General features: G+C 65.1%; 18 protein-coding genes. 6 read left to right on the forward strand and 12 right to left on the reverse strand.

Going from position 1 to position 15,185, the window contains the following annotated elements:
- Positions 1-2 precede the first annotated feature (2 nt).
- From JNO50_RS08665 to JNO50_RS08680, 4 genes are read left to right on the forward strand one after another with little or no spacing between them, the layout of a single operon-like run.
- Positions 3-773, forward strand: coding sequence for an ABC transporter ATP-binding protein (locus tag JNO50_RS08665; RefSeq protein ID WP_189535014.1), 771 nt, complete (start codon positions 3-5; stop codon positions 771-773).
- Complete coding sequence (locus tag JNO50_RS08670; RefSeq protein ID WP_189535012.1) at positions 770-1,480, forward strand: ABC transporter ATP-binding protein; 711 nt, start codon at positions 770-772, stop codon at positions 1,478-1,480. The genes JNO50_RS08665 and JNO50_RS08670 overlap by 4 nt, the downstream gene beginning before the upstream one ends.
- Before the next feature lie 13 nt (positions 1,481-1,493).
- The gene (locus JNO50_RS08675; RefSeq protein WP_189535010.1) at positions 1,494-2,273 is read left to right on the forward strand and encodes a YdcF family protein; all 780 of its coding nucleotides are present in this window, start codon (positions 1,494-1,496) and stop codon (positions 2,271-2,273) included.
- Positions 2,266-3,009, forward strand: a complete 744-nt coding sequence (locus JNO50_RS08680) for a competence/damage-inducible protein A (RefSeq protein ID WP_189535008.1) — start codon at positions 2,266-2,268, stop codon at positions 3,007-3,009. Before JNO50_RS08675 ends, JNO50_RS08680 begins: the two co-directional genes overlap by 8 nt.
- A 15-nt stretch (positions 3,010-3,024) precedes the next feature.
- On the opposite strand, the gene JNO50_RS08685 is transcribed toward JNO50_RS08680, so the two are convergent.
- The 9 genes from JNO50_RS08685 to JNO50_RS08725 form a co-directional block, all read right to left on the reverse strand.
- Positions 3,025-3,543, reverse strand: a complete 519-nt coding sequence (locus JNO50_RS08685; RefSeq protein WP_189535006.1) for a hypothetical protein — start codon at positions 3,541-3,543, stop codon at positions 3,025-3,027.
- Between the two features lie 75 nt (positions 3,544-3,618).
- On the reverse strand, positions 3,619-4,350 hold the full coding sequence (locus JNO50_RS08690) for a hypothetical protein (RefSeq protein WP_189535004.1): 732 nt from the start codon (positions 4,348-4,350) through the stop codon (positions 3,619-3,621).
- 120 nt (positions 4,351-4,470) lie between these two features.
- Positions 4,471-5,301 carry a S1/P1 nuclease gene (locus tag JNO50_RS08695; RefSeq protein ID WP_189535002.1) on the reverse strand — a complete coding sequence of 277 codons (831 nt, stop codon included), beginning with the start codon at positions 5,299-5,301 and terminating at the stop codon, positions 4,471-4,473.
- A 175-nt stretch (positions 5,302-5,476) separates the two neighbouring features.
- Positions 5,477-6,364: a 3-hydroxyisobutyrate dehydrogenase gene (gene mmsB / locus JNO50_RS08700; RefSeq protein WP_189535000.1), complete on the reverse strand. Its 888-nt coding sequence runs from the start codon at positions 6,362-6,364 to the stop codon at positions 5,477-5,479.
- Between the two features lie 18 nt (positions 6,365-6,382).
- Positions 6,383-7,510: an enoyl-CoA hydratase/isomerase family protein gene (locus JNO50_RS08705; RefSeq protein ID WP_189534998.1), complete on the reverse strand. Its 1,128-nt coding sequence runs from the start codon at positions 7,508-7,510 to the stop codon at positions 6,383-6,385.
- Positions 7,511-7,525: 15 nt separating this feature from the next.
- Complete coding sequence (locus JNO50_RS08710; protein ID WP_189534996.1) at positions 7,526-8,308, reverse strand: enoyl-CoA hydratase; 783 nt, start codon at positions 8,306-8,308, stop codon at positions 7,526-7,528.
- A gap of 12 nt (positions 8,309-8,320) precedes the next feature.
- Entirely contained in the window at positions 8,321-9,487 is a 1,167-nt protein-coding gene (locus tag JNO50_RS08715) for an acyl-CoA dehydrogenase family protein (protein ID WP_189534994.1), read from the reverse strand.
- Positions 9,488-9,501: 14 nt separating this feature from the next.
- On the reverse strand, positions 9,502-10,995 hold the full coding sequence (locus tag JNO50_RS08720) for a CoA-acylating methylmalonate-semialdehyde dehydrogenase (RefSeq protein WP_189534993.1): 1,494 nt from the start codon (positions 10,993-10,995) through the stop codon (positions 9,502-9,504).
- 32 nt (positions 10,996-11,027) lie between these two features.
- Positions 11,028-11,876, reverse strand: coding sequence for a 3-hydroxybutyryl-CoA dehydrogenase (locus tag JNO50_RS08725; RefSeq protein WP_189534991.1), 849 nt, complete (start codon positions 11,874-11,876; stop codon positions 11,028-11,030).
- A gap of 216 nt (positions 11,877-12,092) precedes the next feature.
- Here JNO50_RS08725 and JNO50_RS08730 point away from each other — a divergent pair, with 216 nt between their 5' ends.
- A complete protein-coding gene (locus JNO50_RS08730) occupies positions 12,093-12,509 on the forward strand; it encodes a MerR family transcriptional regulator (protein WP_244976384.1) in 417 nt (138 codons plus the stop codon).
- Positions 12,510-12,513: 4 nt separating this feature from the next.
- Here JNO50_RS08730 and JNO50_RS08735 read toward each other — a convergent pair whose 3' ends face one another.
- Both JNO50_RS08735 and JNO50_RS08740 read right to left on the reverse strand, forming a co-directional pair.
- On the reverse strand, positions 12,514-13,050 hold the full coding sequence (locus JNO50_RS08735; RefSeq protein WP_189534986.1) for a GNAT family N-acetyltransferase: 537 nt from the start codon (positions 13,048-13,050) through the stop codon (positions 12,514-12,516).
- A 14-nt stretch (positions 13,051-13,064) separates the two neighbouring features.
- Positions 13,065-13,958 (reverse strand): DMT family transporter, encoded by an 894-nt coding sequence (locus JNO50_RS08740; RefSeq protein ID WP_215796540.1) that lies wholly within the window; start codon positions 13,956-13,958, stop codon positions 13,065-13,067.
- 94 nt (positions 13,959-14,052) lie between these two features.
- Here JNO50_RS08740 and JNO50_RS08745 point away from each other — a divergent pair, with 94 nt between their 5' ends.
- Positions 14,053-14,853, forward strand: coding sequence for an AraC family transcriptional regulator (locus tag JNO50_RS08745; RefSeq protein WP_189534984.1), 801 nt, complete (start codon positions 14,053-14,055; stop codon positions 14,851-14,853).
- Here JNO50_RS08745 and JNO50_RS08750 read toward each other — a convergent pair.
- Positions 14,837-15,184 (reverse strand): DMT family protein, encoded by a 348-nt coding sequence (locus JNO50_RS08750; RefSeq protein ID WP_189534982.1) that lies wholly within the window; start codon positions 15,182-15,184, stop codon positions 14,837-14,839. The genes JNO50_RS08745 and JNO50_RS08750 overlap by 17 nt on opposite strands.
- Position 15,185: the final 1 nt, after the last annotated feature.

Genomic DNA, 15,185 nt, shown 5'->3' on the forward strand with positions numbered 1-15,185 from the left:
AGATGGCAGACGTATTGCTTCAGATCGAAGGCATCCACAAGCGCTTCGGTGGCCTTCATGCCCTCAACAACGTGGGCCTGACCATCAACAAGGGCGAGATTTACGGCCTGATCGGGCCGAACGGCGCGGGCAAGACCACGCTGTTCAACGTGCTCACCGGTCTTTATCAGCCCGATGAAGGCAGCTTCACCTTCAATGGCCGCAACCTGTTCCGCGCCAAACCGCATGTGGTGGTCGGCACCGGTATCGCGCGGACTTTCCAGAACATCAGGCTGTTCGCCGAAATGTCCGCCCTGGAAAACGTCATGGTGGGTCGGCACATCCGCTCCCATGCCGGCGCGCTGGGCGCCGTGCTGCGCGACCGCCGCACCCGCGACGAGGAGGCGGCGATCCGAGAGAAAGCCTGGGAACTCCTCGAGTACGTCGGCATCGCCGACGTGGCCGAAGAGCGCGCGCGCAACCTGTCCTACGGCCATCAGCGCCGGCTGGAAATCGCGCGGGCCCTGGCCACCGAACCCCTGCTGCTCGCGCTCGACGAGCCGGCGGCCGGCATGAACCCGCGCGAAACGGACGATCTGAAGGCCCTGATGGCCAAGATCCGCGACGGCGGGGTGACGCTGCTGCTCATTGAGCACGACGTAAAACTGATGATGGACCTGTGCGACCGCATCGCCGTGCTCGACTACGGCAAGAAAATCGCCGAGGGTGTGCCCGACGTGGTGCGCAAGGATCCGAAAGTCATTGAAGCCTATCTGGGAGCGGCGCACGCATGAGCCTTCTTGATGTCAAGAACCTGCAGGTTTCCTACGGTGGCATCCAGGCCGTCAAGGGGATCGATTTTTCCATCGCCAAGGGTGAGCTGGTCACCCTGATCGGCGCCAACGGCGCGGGCAAGACGACCACGCTGCGCACGCTGGTCGGCATGGTCAAGCGCTCGGGCGGCTCGATCGCGTTCGACGGTCAGGACACCGCGGGCATCGCTTCCTACGATTTCGTGCGCCACGGACTGGTGATGGTGCCGGAAGGGCGCGGTATCTTCGGCAAGCTGACCGTCGAGGAGAACCTCCTGATGGGCGCCTATATCCGCGACGACAAGGCGCAAATCCAGGTGGAAATGGAACGGGTCTACGAGCTGTTTCCGCGGTTGAAAGAGCGCCAGCGCCAATTGGCTGGTACACTATCGGGCGGGGAGCAGCAGATGGTGGCCATGGGCCGCGCGATGCTGTCCCGTCCCAAACTGCTCTTGCTGGACGAACCGTCGATGGGGCTCGCACCGATCATCGTCCAGAAAATCTTTGAAATCATCCAGATGGTGGCCGCCGAAGGCGTGACCATGCTGCTTGTCGAACAGAACGCCAAGCTGGCGCTCGAAATCAGTCAGCGCGGTTACGTGATGGAAAGCGGTCGCATCACCATGGAAGGCGAAGCGGCAAGCCTGCTCAGCGATGAACGGGTGCGCAACGCCTACCTGGGAAGCTAGAAACGGTTTACAGATGTCAGCAACGTTCAGCCCCGACGTGTTGGTCCACCAACTCCTCGGGGCCTTTTTTTTACCTCCCCTGGCATTCATTCTTCCCATCCTCGCCGGCGTCGCCATCTGGCGCCGTTTCCCCGGGGCGGGCAGGGGCCTCGTTCTGGCGAGCGTCGCGGCACAATACCTGCTGTCGACGCCCGCCGTCTCCCTGTGGCTTAACGGCGCGCTCGAAACGTCGCCGCCGGCGCGAGTCGCCGATGTGGCGGCAACGGACGCCATCGTGGTGCTCGGCGGCGGCAAGCGCCATGCCCCCGAATACGGCCGTACCGAATTGTCCGCCGATACGCTGATCAGGGTGAAATACGGCGCCTGGCTCGCCAGACGCACCGGCAAACCCCTGCTGGTCACCGGCGGCGCGCCGCTGGGTGGAGAGCCCGAGGCGAGGGTCATGGCGCGCACCCTGGCGGAGGACTATGGCGTGAACGCGCGCTGGCAGGAGGACGCCTCGGCCACCACCCGGGAAAACGCCCGGTTCAGCGCTGCCATTCTGAAGCCGGCCGGCGTGCGGCGCATCGCGCTGGTGACCCAGGGCTGGCATTTGCCGCGCGCGGCGGAAGCCTTTCGTCTGGAAGGATTCGACGTGCTGCCGGCGCCGACCGGTTTCATTCGGCATGAGGGTCCGGCCCTGGCGATGTGGATCCCCCGGGCATCGGCGATGAGCGACAGCGCGACCGCCCTGCGCGAGCGGGTCGGCATGATTTTTTACTCCTTGACAGCGAAAAGGAAACCTCATGAATAACGGTGCATTGATCATCGGCGACGAATTGCTGTCCGGAAAACGCCAGGACAAGCATCTTGGCGAACTGATCCGTCTGCTCGCGATGCGCGGCATGCGGCTGCATTACGCGGAGTACCTCGGGGACGATCCCGAGCGCATCGCCGCGTCGCTGGCGCGCGCCTTCGCCAGCGGCGATCGTGTGTTCAGTTTCGGCGGCATCGGCGCGACGCCGGATGATCACACCCGCGCGGCGGCGGCCCGTGCGCTGGGTGCGCCCCTGGAGCTGCAGCCGCAGGCCGCGGCCCTGATCGAGGCCCGCTTCGGTGACGACGCGCGGCCCAACCGCATCCGCATGGCGGAGTTCCCGCGAGGCGCCGCCATCATCCCCAATCCGGTCAACACCATCGCCGGCTTCAGTGTCGGACATGTGCATTTCGTGCCGGGTTTTCCGTCGATGGCCTGGCCGATGGTCGAATGGGTGCTCGACACCCATTACCGCGATGCCTTCAACCCCGATCCCGATATCGAGCAAACGCTTGTGGCGCTGGACGCGCGGGAAGGGGACCTGATCGACCTGATGGAAGCGTATACGGCCCGCTATCCGGCTTTGCGCCTGTCGAGCTTGCCGAGTTTCGGGACCGAGGCGATCAAGACCCCGCACATCGAATTCGGCTTCACCGGCCAGCCGGCGCTGGTCGGCGTGGCGCTGGCCGAATTCGCCCGCGACCTGAAAGCCAGGGGCTATACGCTGGCATGATCGCCGATTGCCGGGTTACACCCCGGCAGGACGCGGTGGCGGCATCGTGCGGGCGGACAGAATGACCAGTTCGCCCATCAGTTCGAGAATGGCCTGGCGCCGGCGGGTCTTGCGTGTTCTGTCGTCATCGGTGCCCGGAATGCCGGGTGTTTCGAACAGTGTGTGCAGGAGCAGATAGGCGGTTTTGAGAATGTCGTCCTGCTCCCGGTGCCAGGCGGCCCGCTCCACGTCGGAGGTCATCGGATCGGCCAGGCGGCGCTCGGTATCGGTGACGACAAGCTCTGCCATGCCGTGGATCAGCCGGGCCCGGTCCAGAATCGCGAGGCGCTCGTTGCTGGCCATCGAAGCCATCCAGGCCAGCGTGGGCAACTCCGGCGAGGAGGAGACGGGGGCGGACGCCTGAACCGTTTTTGCTCCGGATCCTGCGGCTTTGCCGTGGGAAGGTGTCGGCGCGACAGTGAAAACGTATTGAAGCGCGCTGGCGAGATCCGGTGCGGGCTTGCCGTCCGGAAACGCGCGCATAGAGACTGTCATGATGGGAGTCCTTTGTCCTGCTGATTCGAAGCCCCAGTGTGCGCCAGGGCGCGCGTGCGGGCTTTCAGGAATCGTTTATACGGTAGGGGCGGCGGCCGGTCTGTGTGCCGTGATCTGTTCGATCAGGGCGCGCGCATGGTTTTCGACGGCGGCATTGCGCAACGCGACGCCGGCGATCCTGCGACTGACGACTTCAGGGAAGCGCGATGCCATCGATTCGATCCGCTCAATCGCCTCGTCCCCGGTGAGCCGGCCTTCCCGGCAGGCCTGCAGGCAGGCATTCTGGTATCCGATAAGATATTGGGTCAGAACGGACGCGATCTGCCGCGCCGGCAACATGTCCGCCACGGCTTGCCATTGCTGTTTTTCTTCTTCGCTCATCGGTCCGAGCGCGAGCGCCAGGATGAAAACCGATAGCTGGTGCTGCTCGATCGAATCGAAGTAAAAGAGCGAGACTACGGGCAGGTGGCATACAAGATTGAGGCAGGTGGCGCGCAGTTCGGCCTGATCCTCGACGCAGGTCAGCAAAAAAGTCCGCGCGGCCGGTATGTCGGACCATTGGCCGGACCGCATCATCTCCCGGGCCAGCTCGCGCAGCGCGGCCGATTTCTGTGTCGACGCCCAGTCCCGATGCGCCAGGATCGATTGTCTGCGCTGAAGGAGATCCGCGCCGTTGTGCGGAGCGGTCGGCGTCTCCGGATTTTGCCGGATGCACATGAGATCGCGAATCATGGCGATCCGGTCCTCTTGTTGAGGAGCGGCTTGCATGCCGGCTGCGGGGCCGGAGGTGAGGATGGAGGATATCATCGGTGTTTCCTGAAACGGTGAAAGATGAGGCCCCGAGACTACGCCAGAGGCCGCGCCTGCTCTTTCAGGAAACGTTCATGGGAAGAACCCCGGCAAAGGCGTCTTCGCCGGGGTGAGCGGTCAGTGAACCGACTTGTCCAGCGCCCTGTTGATCACGTAAGCGATGCGGGCCCCGCCTTTGACGAGCTGGCTGCGTACCAGATCCTGGGAGGCGGTGATGTAGCTCCTGGGCAGGGTGATGCTCTTGGTGTACTCGGTGCCGCAGGAGAAACCGGGCAGCTTCGCGTAGGTCAGGTCGCGAGCGTAACCGTTGCTCTCGTTCACCCAGTCGGCGGCAGTGCCTTTTTGCCAGGTGGCGATATTGCGCATGTTCGCGGAGAGCGCTTCACTGGCCCAGGACTGCTCGTCTTCGCCATTCAGGACATTGCGCACCACGGCGGTATCCCAGAACGAATGCAGATTGTTGGCGCCGCTGCCGGACAGTTTGATGTCGTTGCCGCCACGGTCATGATGGTCGGCCGCGTGCAGGGGCTGATGGATGTCACCGACCATGTGCAGCAGGAAGACCAGCGCCTGGCGGCGCGCGGCGACCGGGGCCTTTTTGTCGGCCAGGACCGCGGCGTATTCATCGATCTTCACGGTGGCGCAATTGCCGTCCGGGCATGGGTCTTCGCTATCGTCCTTGCAGACCGGCAAGTCGGTGTAGTGCCAGGTGTCGGAACCGGGCAGGGTGACTTTCAATTCGCTCTTGTGCACGTCCATGTAGAGCGCAAGGTCACTGAAGTCGGCGGCGGGAATCAGCTTGGCCACCTGCTTGCGCGCTTCGGTGGTCAGCAGGGACTGCGCCACATAACCGGTGACGCGGTGGCCTTCCTGGCCCCAGGCCAGCGCCTGGCCGGCGGACATCAGCATGCCGGTGCCCACGAGGCCGGCGATCAGGGTTGTTTTCATGGTTTCTCTCTCATCGGGAATCGGTTGTCGGTATGTTGCTGCAACGCCTACATACTGCATCGGAATCGGAGTATAGGAGACTGGCCATGACGGCAGTATGAAGAAATCGTGTTAGGAAAAAGTCGGGAAAAAGAAGGGCATCCACAGGCCGGGATGCCCTGGAGGACCGGCCGGATCAGTCCGGTCGGTAGGTCTTGAGAATGCCCGAGAAATCCTCTTTGCCGTGCCCTTGCCGGACATGCATTTCGTACAGATTGCGGGCCAGGGAGCCTAGCGGATTGGCCGCGTGGCTCGCCAGCGCGGTCTCTTCGGCGAGGCCCAGATCCTTGAGCATCAGTTCGGCCATGAACCCTCCCGTGTAGCCGCGGCTGGCCGGCGCGTTGTCCATCACCCCCGGCCAGGGGTTGTACAGCTCGAGCGCCCAGTTGCGGCCGGAACTCTTGCTCATGATGTCGGACAGCACCGCCGGATCGAGGCCGTTTTTCACGCCCAGCGCGAGGGCTTCCGCGGTGCCCGCCATCAGAATGCCGAGCAGCATGTTGTTGCAGATCTTCGCGGTTTGTCCCGCGCCGGCCTGTCCGGCATGAAAAATGTTCTTTCCCATGGCCGCCAGAAGCGGGCGGGCCGTCTCCAGATCCTCCGCGTCGGCGCCGACCATGAAGGTCAGTGTGGCCGCCGCCGCGCCCGCCGTGCCGCCCGAGACCGGCGCATCCAGAAAACGCAGGCCGTGCCGCAGCGCCTCGGCGGCCACGCGCCGCGCCGTATGGGCCGCGATGGTGCTGCAATCGATGACCAATGTGCCGGGCGGCAGGTGGCGGAACAACCCTTCGTCTCCCAGATAGAGGCTTTCGACGTGCCTTCCCGCCGGCAGCATCGAAATCACCGCGTCGACGCCTTCGCAGGCCTCCCTTGCGCTGCTCGCCGGGTGGGCTCCCTGGGCGGCGACGCGCTCGAGCGCGTCGGCCGAAAGGTCGAACGCGGTAACGGAAAAACCGCCTCGCGCGAGGTTGGCGGCCATCGGGCCGCCCATGTTGCCAAGGCCGATAAAAGCGATGTGTTTCATGACGTGCATTCCTCGGGGTCAGACCAAATGGGCCAGCGGGTGGTCGTCCGCCGTCCAGGGGGAGCGGAAATGGCGCTCGATCCATTCCGCATCGACATCGTCGAGCGTCGCGCGCTGCCATTGGGGCGAACGGTCCTTGTCCACCAGCAAGGCGCGCACCCCTTCGCTGAACTCACCGGCCGCGCAGAAATTGACGGACAGCGCGAGCTCCATGCGTAGAGCCTCGGCCAGCGACAGATTGCGAGCACGACGCCAGATTTCCCAGGTGACGGCGGCCGAGGTCGGACACCCTTCGGCGAAATTGCGCGCCGCCGCGGCCATCCACGGGTCCTCGAAGGCGGTGGACGCCAGCGCGCGCGCCACGGCCTTGAGGCTGCCCCGGTTCATCAACTGATGGATGGCGATCAGATTGCGCGCGACCGGGGAGGGCGGCAAGGCATCGTGGGCGGCGCACTCGAAGGTGTTGAGCAGGTGGCTCACCGAAGCGTGATTGGCGGAAGCCTCGTCGCTCCAGCCGGCCTTGCACAGCGCGCCGATGACCGCGTCGAAGGCCGGGCGCGGCACGACATGATCGGCCAGGTTGGCGATCAGCGCGTCATGCGCGTTCAGCGGCGCGCCGGTGAGACCCAGGAACAGACCGAGACGGGCCGGCATGCGCTGCAGGAACCAGCTGCCGGCCACATCCGGATAGAGTCCGATGGTGATCTCCGGCATGGCGATGCGGGTGTCCGGCGTGACCACCCGGTGGCTGCAGCCGACCAGCAACCCGAGGCCGCCCCCCATCACGATCCCGCCTCCCAGCGCCACGACCGGTTTGCCGAAGGTGTGCAGCCGATAGTCCAGTCGGTATTCCTCGCTGAAAAACGCCACGGCATCGGGATTGGGGTGACGATTCTCAGGGTCGGCCAGCAGGGCTTCGCGCAGCGCGCGCACGTCGCCGCCGGCGCAGAAGGCTTTTTCTCCGGCTCCCCGCAGCACCACCGCGGCCACGGCCGGGTCGTTCTCCCAGCGCAGCAATGTGTCGTGCAACAGGCGGATCATCGACAGCGTGAGCGCGTTGAGCGAACGCTCCGCGTTCAGGGTGGCGATGCCGATGCGGTGGCCATCCGTCGTGGCGCGCTCTTCGAACAGTACGACTTCACTCATGAGGGGGCTCCGGGCTCAGGCGTTTTTCCAGTTGGCGGGACGTTTTTCGAGAAAGGCGTTGACGCCTTCTTTCTGATCGGCCGTGTCGAACAGACGGGCGAACCGTTCGCGCTCGTGAATCAGGTTGGCGGCCGGCGGGGCGTGGCGCGCGCCCTGGATCAGCGCCTTGCAGGCGGCGATCGAGGATGGCGACTGGCGATCGACCTTGCCGGCGAGGCGCAAGGCCGCATCGCGCCCCTCAGCCCTTGGCACGACCTCTTCGACCAGTCCGATACGCAACGCTTCGGCGGCGTCGACACGCTCGCCGCACAGGATCATGCGCTTGGCGCGGCCTTCGCCGACAAGCCAGGGCAGATTCTGGGTGCCGCCGGCGCAGGGCAGGAGACCGACGCTCGCCTCCGGCAGCGCCATCACGGCGTGCTCCTCGGCGATGCGGATGTCGCAGGCCAGCGCCCATTCGAGCCCGCCGCCCATCGCGTAGCCGTTGATGGCGGCGATGGTGACGCCGCGGAAGGCGCTGAGGGTTTCGAAGGCTTCGCCGAACAGCATGGCGATTTCAAGGGCCGCCGTCTTGTCGCCCGAGGCGAACTGGTTCAAATCCGCGCCGGCGCTGAAAAACTTGTCTCCCTCACCGGTCAGCACCAGCGAATAGATCTCGCGGTCGGCGTTCAGGTCGCGGATCAGACGCGTGAGCCCGGCGAGGTTGTCGCGGTTCCAGGTGTTGGCCGGCGGATTGCCCAGCGTGATCAGCGCGGTATGGCCGATTTTTTCCACGGTCAGATCGGGGTAGTGTGTCATGTTGCCTCCGGTTCAGCGCAAGGTCTCTAGCGCGCCATCCTTCAACAGGTGGCGGGCGACGATGACCCGCATGATTTCGTTCGTGCCCTCGAGAATCTGGTGCACGCGCGCATCGCGCACATGCCGCTCGAGCGGAAAATCCTTCAGGTAGCCGTAGCCGCCGAACACTTGCAGCGCTTCGTTGGCGACGCGGAAGCCGGTGTCGGTGGCCAGCCGCTTGGCCATCGCGCAGTACGCCGAGGCATCCGGGCTGCCGGTATCCAGCTTCCACGCCGCAAGATGCACCATCTGGCGTGCCGCGATGAGTTCGGTGAGCATGTCGGCCAGGCGGAACTGCACGGTCTGGAATTCGGCGAGCGGCTGGCCGAACTGCCGGCGCTCGCCAGCGTAGCGGACCGCGGCGTCGAGCGCGGCCTGCGCCGTGCCGACCGCGCAGGTGGCGATATTGATGCGTCCGCCGTCCAGTCCCTTCATGGCGAAGGTGAAGCCCTGGCCTTCCTCCCCCAGCAGGCAGGCGGCCGGCACGTTGACGTTGTCGAAGGTGATGGCGCGCGTCGGCTGGCTATTCCAGCCCATTTTGCGCTCTTTCTTGCCGTACTGGATACCGGGCAGATCCGCGGGCACCAGAAAGGCCGAGATGCCGCGCGCGCCGGTCCCGCCTGTGCGCGCCATCACCACCAGCACATCGGTGCTTCCAGCGCCGGAAATGAACATCTTGGAGCCGTTGAGAACATACCCATCACCATCGCCATCGCGTTCGGCGCGGGTGGCCAGGGAGGCGGCATCGGAACCGGCGCCCGGCTCGGTCAGACAGTAACTGCCGAGTTTTTCGCCGGCGGCCAGCGCCGGCACCCATTCGCGGGCGACTTCCGGACGGGCCCAGCTGGCGATCATCCATGTCACCATATTGTGGATGGTGAGGTAGGCCGCGGTCGAGGTGCAGCCGGCGGCGAGCTCTTCGAAAACCAGCGCCGCGTCGAGCCGCGACACGCCGAGCCCCCCCAGCGCTTCCGGGGTGTACAACCCGCAAAACCCCATCTCGCCGGCGCGCCGGATGACGTCGATCGGGAAGGTTTCGTCCTCGTCCCAGCGCGCGGCGTGGGGGGCGAGCTCATGGCGGGCGAAGCCGCGCGCGGCGTCCTGGAAGGCGCGCTGTTCTTCGGTCAGGGAAAAGTCCATGTCACACTCCCGGGTCAGCGCAGCGAAATGGTGGTGTTGACCTTGCCGCTGGAGGCGGCATCGTCGAACCAGCGCGACGTGACGGTCTTGGTCTGCGTATAAAACAGCACGACCTGCTTGCCGTAAGGCCCGAGATCGCCGAGCTTGGAGGCGCGCGATCCGGTGAAGGAAAACAGCGGAACGGGGACCGGGATGGGCACGTTGATGCCGACCTGGCCGACATCGATGTCTTCCTGGAAGCGTCTTGCCGCCGCGCCGGACTGGGTGAAGATCGCCGTGCCGTTGCCATTGGGGTTGGCGTTGATCAGCGCGATGGCCTCGTCCAGCGTGTCCGCCTCCATCAGGCACAACACCGGCCCGAACACTTCCTGGTCGTAGACGGCCATGCCCGGTTTGACACCGGCAAGGATGGTCGGGCCGACGAAGTTACCCTTTTCGTAGCCGGGCACGGTGAGATTCCGGCCGTCCAGTTCGAGGCGGGCGCCCTGCTCGACGCCCTTGCCGATCAGCGCGGCGATGCGCTCGCGCGCGGCGGCGGAAATCACCGGCCCGAGATCCGGGTTGTCCTTGCCGGCGCCGACCTTCAGGGCGCGGGCGCGTTCGACGATTTCGGGAATCCACTGGCGTGCCTCGCCGACCAGAATCGCCACGCTCAGCGCCATGCAGCGCTGGCCGGCCGCGCCGAACGCGGCGCCGACCAACTGGTTGAGCGCCTGTTCCTTGTGCGCGTCGGGCAACACGATGGCGTGGTTTTTGGCGCCCATCATGCATTGCGCGCGTTTGCCGCTCAGGGTGGCGCGTTGGTAGACATGGGTGCCGACGCGTGTCGAGCCGACAAACGAGACGGCCTTGATGTCCGGGTGATCGCACAGCGCGTCGACGACCTCGGGGCCGCCGTGCACCACATTGAGCACACCGGGCGGAATGCCGGCTTCCAGCGCCAGCTCGACCAGCCGCATGGTGACCATCGGATCCTGCTCGGACGGCTTGAGCACGAAGGTGTTGCCGGTGGCGATGGCCATCGGGAACATCCACAGCGGAATCATGGCGGGGAAATTGAACGGCGTGATGCCGGCGCACACGCCAAGCGGCTGCTGTACCGTATAGGTGTCGACGCCTCCGGCGACGTTCTCCGCGTATTCGCCAAGCTGCAGGTTGCCGATCGAGGCGGCATGCTCGACGACCTCCAGCCCCCGGAAAATATCCCCTTCTGCATCGGCCAGGGTCTTGCCCTGCTCGGCGGTGAGCAGGGCGGCCAGTTCCTTCATGTGCTCGCGGATCAGTTGCTGGTATTTCAGAAAAATCCGCGCGCGCGCGCCGATCGGAGTTTTTTTCCAGGTGGCGAAGGCGGCTTTGGCCGAATCGACCGCGCGGGCCACTTCGTCGCGAGTGGCGAACGGCACACGCGCCAGCACCTCCTGGGTGGCCGGATTGACGACATCGCGCCATTCTGAGGTGGTGGAATCGACGAACCGGCCGTCGATCAGCAGTTTTACGGTGGGGGTCATGCGAGTGTCTCCTGCGAATAAGGGGTGGGCGCTCAGTAGACGTAAAAACCCTGGCCGGATTTGCGGCCGAGCCGGCCTGCGGTCACCATTTGCACGAGCAGGGGGCAGGCCCGGTATTTGCTGTCGCGAAACTCGGTGTGCAGGATGTCCATGATCGACAGGCACGTGTCCAGGCCGATCAGGTCGGCCAGCGCCAGGGGGCCGATCGGATGGTTCATGCCGAGCTTCATGACGGTATCGATATCTTCCGCCGAGGCCAGTCCCTCGCTCAGCGCGAACACGGCTTCGTTGATCATCGGCATCAAAATCCGATTGGATACGAAACCGGGGGCGTCCTTGGCGGTCACCGGCGTTTTGGACAGGGCTCGCGCCAGTTCATCGACCGCCTGCCAGGTGGCGTCGCTGGTCTGCAGCGCGCGGATGATTTCCACCAGTTGCATGACCGGCACCGGATTCATGAAGTGCATGCCGATCACGCGCTCGGGATGACTGCACCAGGCGGCGATGCGGGTCAGCGAGATCGATGACGTGTTGGACGCCAGAATCGTGCGTGCCGGGACGATGCCGCACAGTTCGCGGAACAGGCGCTCCTTGATATCCGCATTTTCCGTGGCGGCCTCGACGACGATGTCGCAGGCGGCAAGATCGGTCAGCCGGGTGGTGACGGCAAGGCGGGCGAGGGTGCCCTCGGCATCCGTTTCGCTCAGCGCGCCTTTCTTGACCAGACGGGCCAGGCTTTGGCGAATGGTCGCCAAGCCTTTTTCCAGGGCGGCATCGGATACGTCCGCCAAGATGACATGCCGCCCGTGCCGGGCCATGACCTGGGCGATGCCATTGCCCATGGTGCCGGCGCCCACGACGCCGACCTGTGTGATATCCATATCGTCTCCCCACTGCGTGATGTCTGTTGTTATGCGTAAAGATTATTTTACGTTTACGTTAGCGTCAACTACGGGGCGGTGATTTGGCGGTTCAGGGGGTACGGGTGTGGCAAAAAGGGCGCGGCGCGGTTCATGCCGTTGACGTGCGGTGAGGCATTAGGCGGCCGGAAGGTTTTCCGGGAGGACGCATTGCATTACACTGGCGCAAACAACAGCATGCGACGTTCAGACATGACGAACAGGGAGCGTACCTACACCATCAGCGAGCTGTCACGTGAATTCGATGTGACAACCCGCACCATCCGCTTTTACGAAGACGAGGGATTGATCGAACCGGCCCGCGACGGCCAGAAGCGCATCTATCAGCGCCGCGACCGCGTGCGGCTGATGCTGATTCTGCGCGGCAAGCGCATCGGCTTGTCCTTGCAGGAAATCCGCGAACTTTTCGAGTTGTACGATGCGGCCAACGACGACGAACCGCAGTTGCAGGAGTTCATCCGTATCCTCGGGCGCCGGGAGGTGCAGTTGCAGGAGCAGATGAAGGACATCAAGGAAGCCATGCGGGAAATTTCCCAGTTGCGCCGCCAGTGCGAGTCATGGCTGAAGGCCCGCAAGGAGCGCCCCGAGGCGTGACGGCTCAGTCGCGGCGCAGCCGGTACAGCCAGTGCCGCGACAGGCGATGCCCGGGTGGCAGCCCGGGGTGGTCGAAATCCGCCGCCGGGTCGCGCCGCATGCCGAGCCGCTCCATCAGTCGCCAGGAGCGGCGGTTGGCCGGCACGGTGAAGCTCAGGATTTCCGCAAGGCCCAGCCGTCCGAACCCATCCTCCAGCGCCGCGCGCGCCGCTTCGGTGGCCAGTTCCTGTCCCCAGTGATCCGCATCCAGGCGCCAGGCGATCTCGACGCATGGCGTGAAGTCGGCGGCGAACGCCGGCACCTGCAGCCCCGCGCAGCCGATCACGCGCTCCGACCCGGTTCGCACCATCGCGAGCGGCGCGAAACCGTGTTCGCGCTGGTGTCGCATCAGCCGCGCGAGCATCGCGCGGCTTTCCTCTTCACTCATCACCGACGGGAAATGCTCCATCACCCGCGGGTCGGCGTTGATGCGGGCCAGGTCGGGCAGATCCTCTTCGCGCCACGGGCGCAGTATCAGGCGTTCGGTCGTGAGGCGTGTCATGGCGGGATCCCGGTTCATGCCGCGGCGGTGCGGAACAACGGCAACGTCAGCTTCTGGGACAGGATCACTCCGGCGAGCGTCATGGTCCCCCCGATCAGATGATAGCCGGCAAACTGTTCGCCGAGGAACTGCGTGGCGATGGCGGCGATGAACACCGGCATCAGGTTGATGGTGGCCGAGGCGCGGGCGGGGCCCAGCACCGCGAGCCCCTTCATCCATAACCAGGGCGCGAGAATGGAGGCGGGAATCCCGGCGTAGAGGATCAGCGGCAGGCTCCTGGCCGGCACCGGCGGCAGGCCGTGGCTGACGTAGTACAGCAAGAGAACCGGCAGGACCGTCAGAATCTGCAGGGTCAGCGACACCCAGAGATCAAGGGGGAGGGCCCAGCGCTTGATCAGCACGCCGTAGAGCGCATAGGCCACGGCGGCCAGTAGCATCAGAACATCGCCCGTCGCGAGTCCCCGTTCGATGAGGATTTCGGGCCGTCCGTGGCCGAGCAGGATGGCGAGGCCCGTCAGGGATAGCGCTCCGCCGGCCAGGGTGCCGAGCGTGGGGGGCTCGTCCAGCAGCCAGGCGCCGAATGCGGCGGCGAACAGCGGCACCAGCGAGCTGATCAGACCCATGTTGGTGGCGGTGGTGGTATGGGCGGCTTCGTAGGCGAGACACTGGTAGATCACCATGCCCAAGAGTCCGAGAACGGTGAGTTGCCCAAGGTGCGGGCGGATGAGGCGCCGCTGCCGCCAGATTGGCCGGGCGAACACCACGCCCAGCGCGACTCCGGCGATCAGCCAGCGGGCGAACGAGATGGTGGCGGGATCGACCAGGCCGGCTGCCAGACGATTGATGATGGCGTTGACGGCCCAGATGAGGATGGCCCCCACGGAGAACAGGTACATGCCCGGGTTCACGATAGCAACCTTCGGTGTGACAATGACGCTATTGTCGATGAGTCCGCTTTGGCGTATATAGTGAATTTCGGACATTATTCACAGCGTTACGGACATGTCGACCGAAAACCTGTTGCATCCGCCGCAAATGGAGCGGCTGCCGTACCCGATTCATCTGCGCCTGGCGCGATTTCCCGCGGGCAGCCGCTTTGTGAGCCATGCCCACCCCTGGGGGCAACTGAATTATTCCGCGACGGGGGTGATGGAGCTGGATATCGGCGGCCGACGCTTTCTGTCTCCACCTCAGTACGCGATATGGATCCCACCTAGAGTCGAACACGACGCTCACATACGTCAGGCGGTGGTCTATCAGTCGGCCTATATCGATGAGGCCTGGTGCCGTGATTTGCCGGACGCGCCCAAGGCCATCCGCATCGGGTCGGTGGTCAAGGCCATCCTCGCCGATTTCGCCCTGCGCGACGTGTCGGTGCCGTCAACCCGCGCCGATCGGCGCATGGCGCGCGTGCTGCTCGATCAGATCCCTCTGGCGCCCTGCAGCGCGAGCTACCTGCCCGGCAGCGGCGATCCGCTGGTGTCGCGTCTGCTCGACGCCTGGCAGCGTGACCCGGCGGACAGCCGCACGCTCGCCAGGTGGGCCGATGAGCTGCATGTGACGGAACGTACCCTGGCGCGGCGTTGCCGCGTCGAGCTTGGCATGAGTGCCGGGGAGTGGCGGCAGCGTCAGCGTTACTTGCACGCGTTGACGCTGCTCGATGCCGGTTTGACGGTTCAGAACGCCGCGCTGGAGTTGGGGTACGGGACCGCGTCGGCGTTCATCGCCATGTTCCAGCGCCGCGGAGGCGTGACGCCCGACCAGTACCGGCGCGACCCGGAGGGGGTCAGCCGCGGAACATGAAGTACACCGCGCCGACCAGGCACAGGGCGGCCCAGACATAGTCCCAGCGGAACGGCTGATTCATGTACAGCACCGCGAACGGAATGAACACCGACAGTGACAGGGCTTCCTGCAGGATCTTCAATTGGGACAGTGTCATGGCGCCGTAGCCGATGCGGTTGGCCGGCACCTGCAACAGGTACTCGAACAGGGCGATGCCCCAGCTGGCCAGCGCCGCGACGTACCACGCCTTGTTCGCGCCGTCCTTCAGGTGGGCGTACCAGGCGAAGGTCATGAACAGGTTCGAGGCCGTCAGCAGCAACGGCGTGGCGATGTAGGGCGACACGGCCATG

This window comes from Paludibacterium paludis (assembly GCF_018802605.1).
Classification (GTDB): domain Bacteria; phylum Pseudomonadota; class Gammaproteobacteria; order Burkholderiales; family Chromobacteriaceae; genus Paludibacterium; species Paludibacterium paludis.

What these genes read in the sequence shown, in the direction of transcription:
- JNO50_RS08665 (WP_189535014.1), top strand. Translation starts at nt 3, where the DNA reads ATGGCAGACGTATTGCTTCAGATCGAAGGCATCCACAAGCGCTTCGGT.
- mmsB (WP_189535000.1), bottom strand. Translation starts at nt 6,364, where the DNA reads ATGAAACACATCGCTTTTATCGGCCTTGGCAACATGGGCGGCCCGATG.
- JNO50_RS08725 (WP_189534991.1), bottom strand. Translation starts at nt 11,876, where the DNA reads ATGGATATCACACAGGTCGGCGTCGTGGGCGCCGGCACCATGGGCAAT.
- JNO50_RS08720 (WP_189534993.1), bottom strand. Translation starts at nt 10,995, where the DNA reads ATGACCCCCACCGTAAAACTGCTGATCGACGGCCGGTTCGTCGATTCC.
- JNO50_RS08745 (WP_189534984.1), top strand. Translation starts at nt 14,053, where the DNA reads ATGTCGACCGAAAACCTGTTGCATCCGCCGCAAATGGAGCGGCTGCCG.
- JNO50_RS08685 (WP_189535006.1), bottom strand. Translation starts at nt 3,543, where the DNA reads ATGACAGTCTCTATGCGCGCGTTTCCGGACGGCAAGCCCGCACCGGAT.
- JNO50_RS08730 (WP_244976384.1), top strand. Translation starts at nt 12,093, where the DNA reads ATGCGACGTTCAGACATGACGAACAGGGAGCGTACCTACACCATCAGC.
- JNO50_RS08710 (WP_189534996.1), bottom strand. Translation starts at nt 8,308, where the DNA reads ATGACACACTACCCCGATCTGACCGTGGAAAAAATCGGCCATACCGCG.
- JNO50_RS08680 (WP_189535008.1), top strand. Translation starts at nt 2,266, where the DNA reads ATGAATAACGGTGCATTGATCATCGGCGACGAATTGCTGTCCGGAAAA.
- JNO50_RS08675 (WP_189535010.1), top strand. Translation starts at nt 1,494, where the DNA reads ATGTCAGCAACGTTCAGCCCCGACGTGTTGGTCCACCAACTCCTCGGG.
- JNO50_RS08695 (WP_189535002.1), bottom strand. Translation starts at nt 5,301, where the DNA reads ATGAAAACAACCCTGATCGCCGGCCTCGTGGGCACCGGCATGCTGATG.
- JNO50_RS08715 (WP_189534994.1), bottom strand. Translation starts at nt 9,487, where the DNA reads ATGGACTTTTCCCTGACCGAAGAACAGCGCGCCTTCCAGGACGCCGCG.
- JNO50_RS08705 (WP_189534998.1), bottom strand. Translation starts at nt 7,510, where the DNA reads ATGAGTGAAGTCGTACTGTTCGAAGAGCGCGCCACGACGGATGGCCAC.
- JNO50_RS08670 (WP_189535012.1), top strand. Translation starts at nt 770, where the DNA reads ATGAGCCTTCTTGATGTCAAGAACCTGCAGGTTTCCTACGGTGGCATC.
- JNO50_RS08735 (WP_189534986.1), bottom strand. Translation starts at nt 13,050, where the DNA reads ATGACACGCCTCACGACCGAACGCCTGATACTGCGCCCGTGGCGCGAA.
- JNO50_RS08750 (WP_189534982.1), bottom strand. Translation starts at nt 15,184, where the DNA reads ATGGCCGTGTCGCCCTACATCGCCACGCCGTTGCTGCTGACGGCCTCG.
- JNO50_RS08690 (WP_189535004.1), bottom strand. Translation starts at nt 4,350, where the DNA reads ATGATATCCTCCATCCTCACCTCCGGCCCCGCAGCCGGCATGCAAGCC.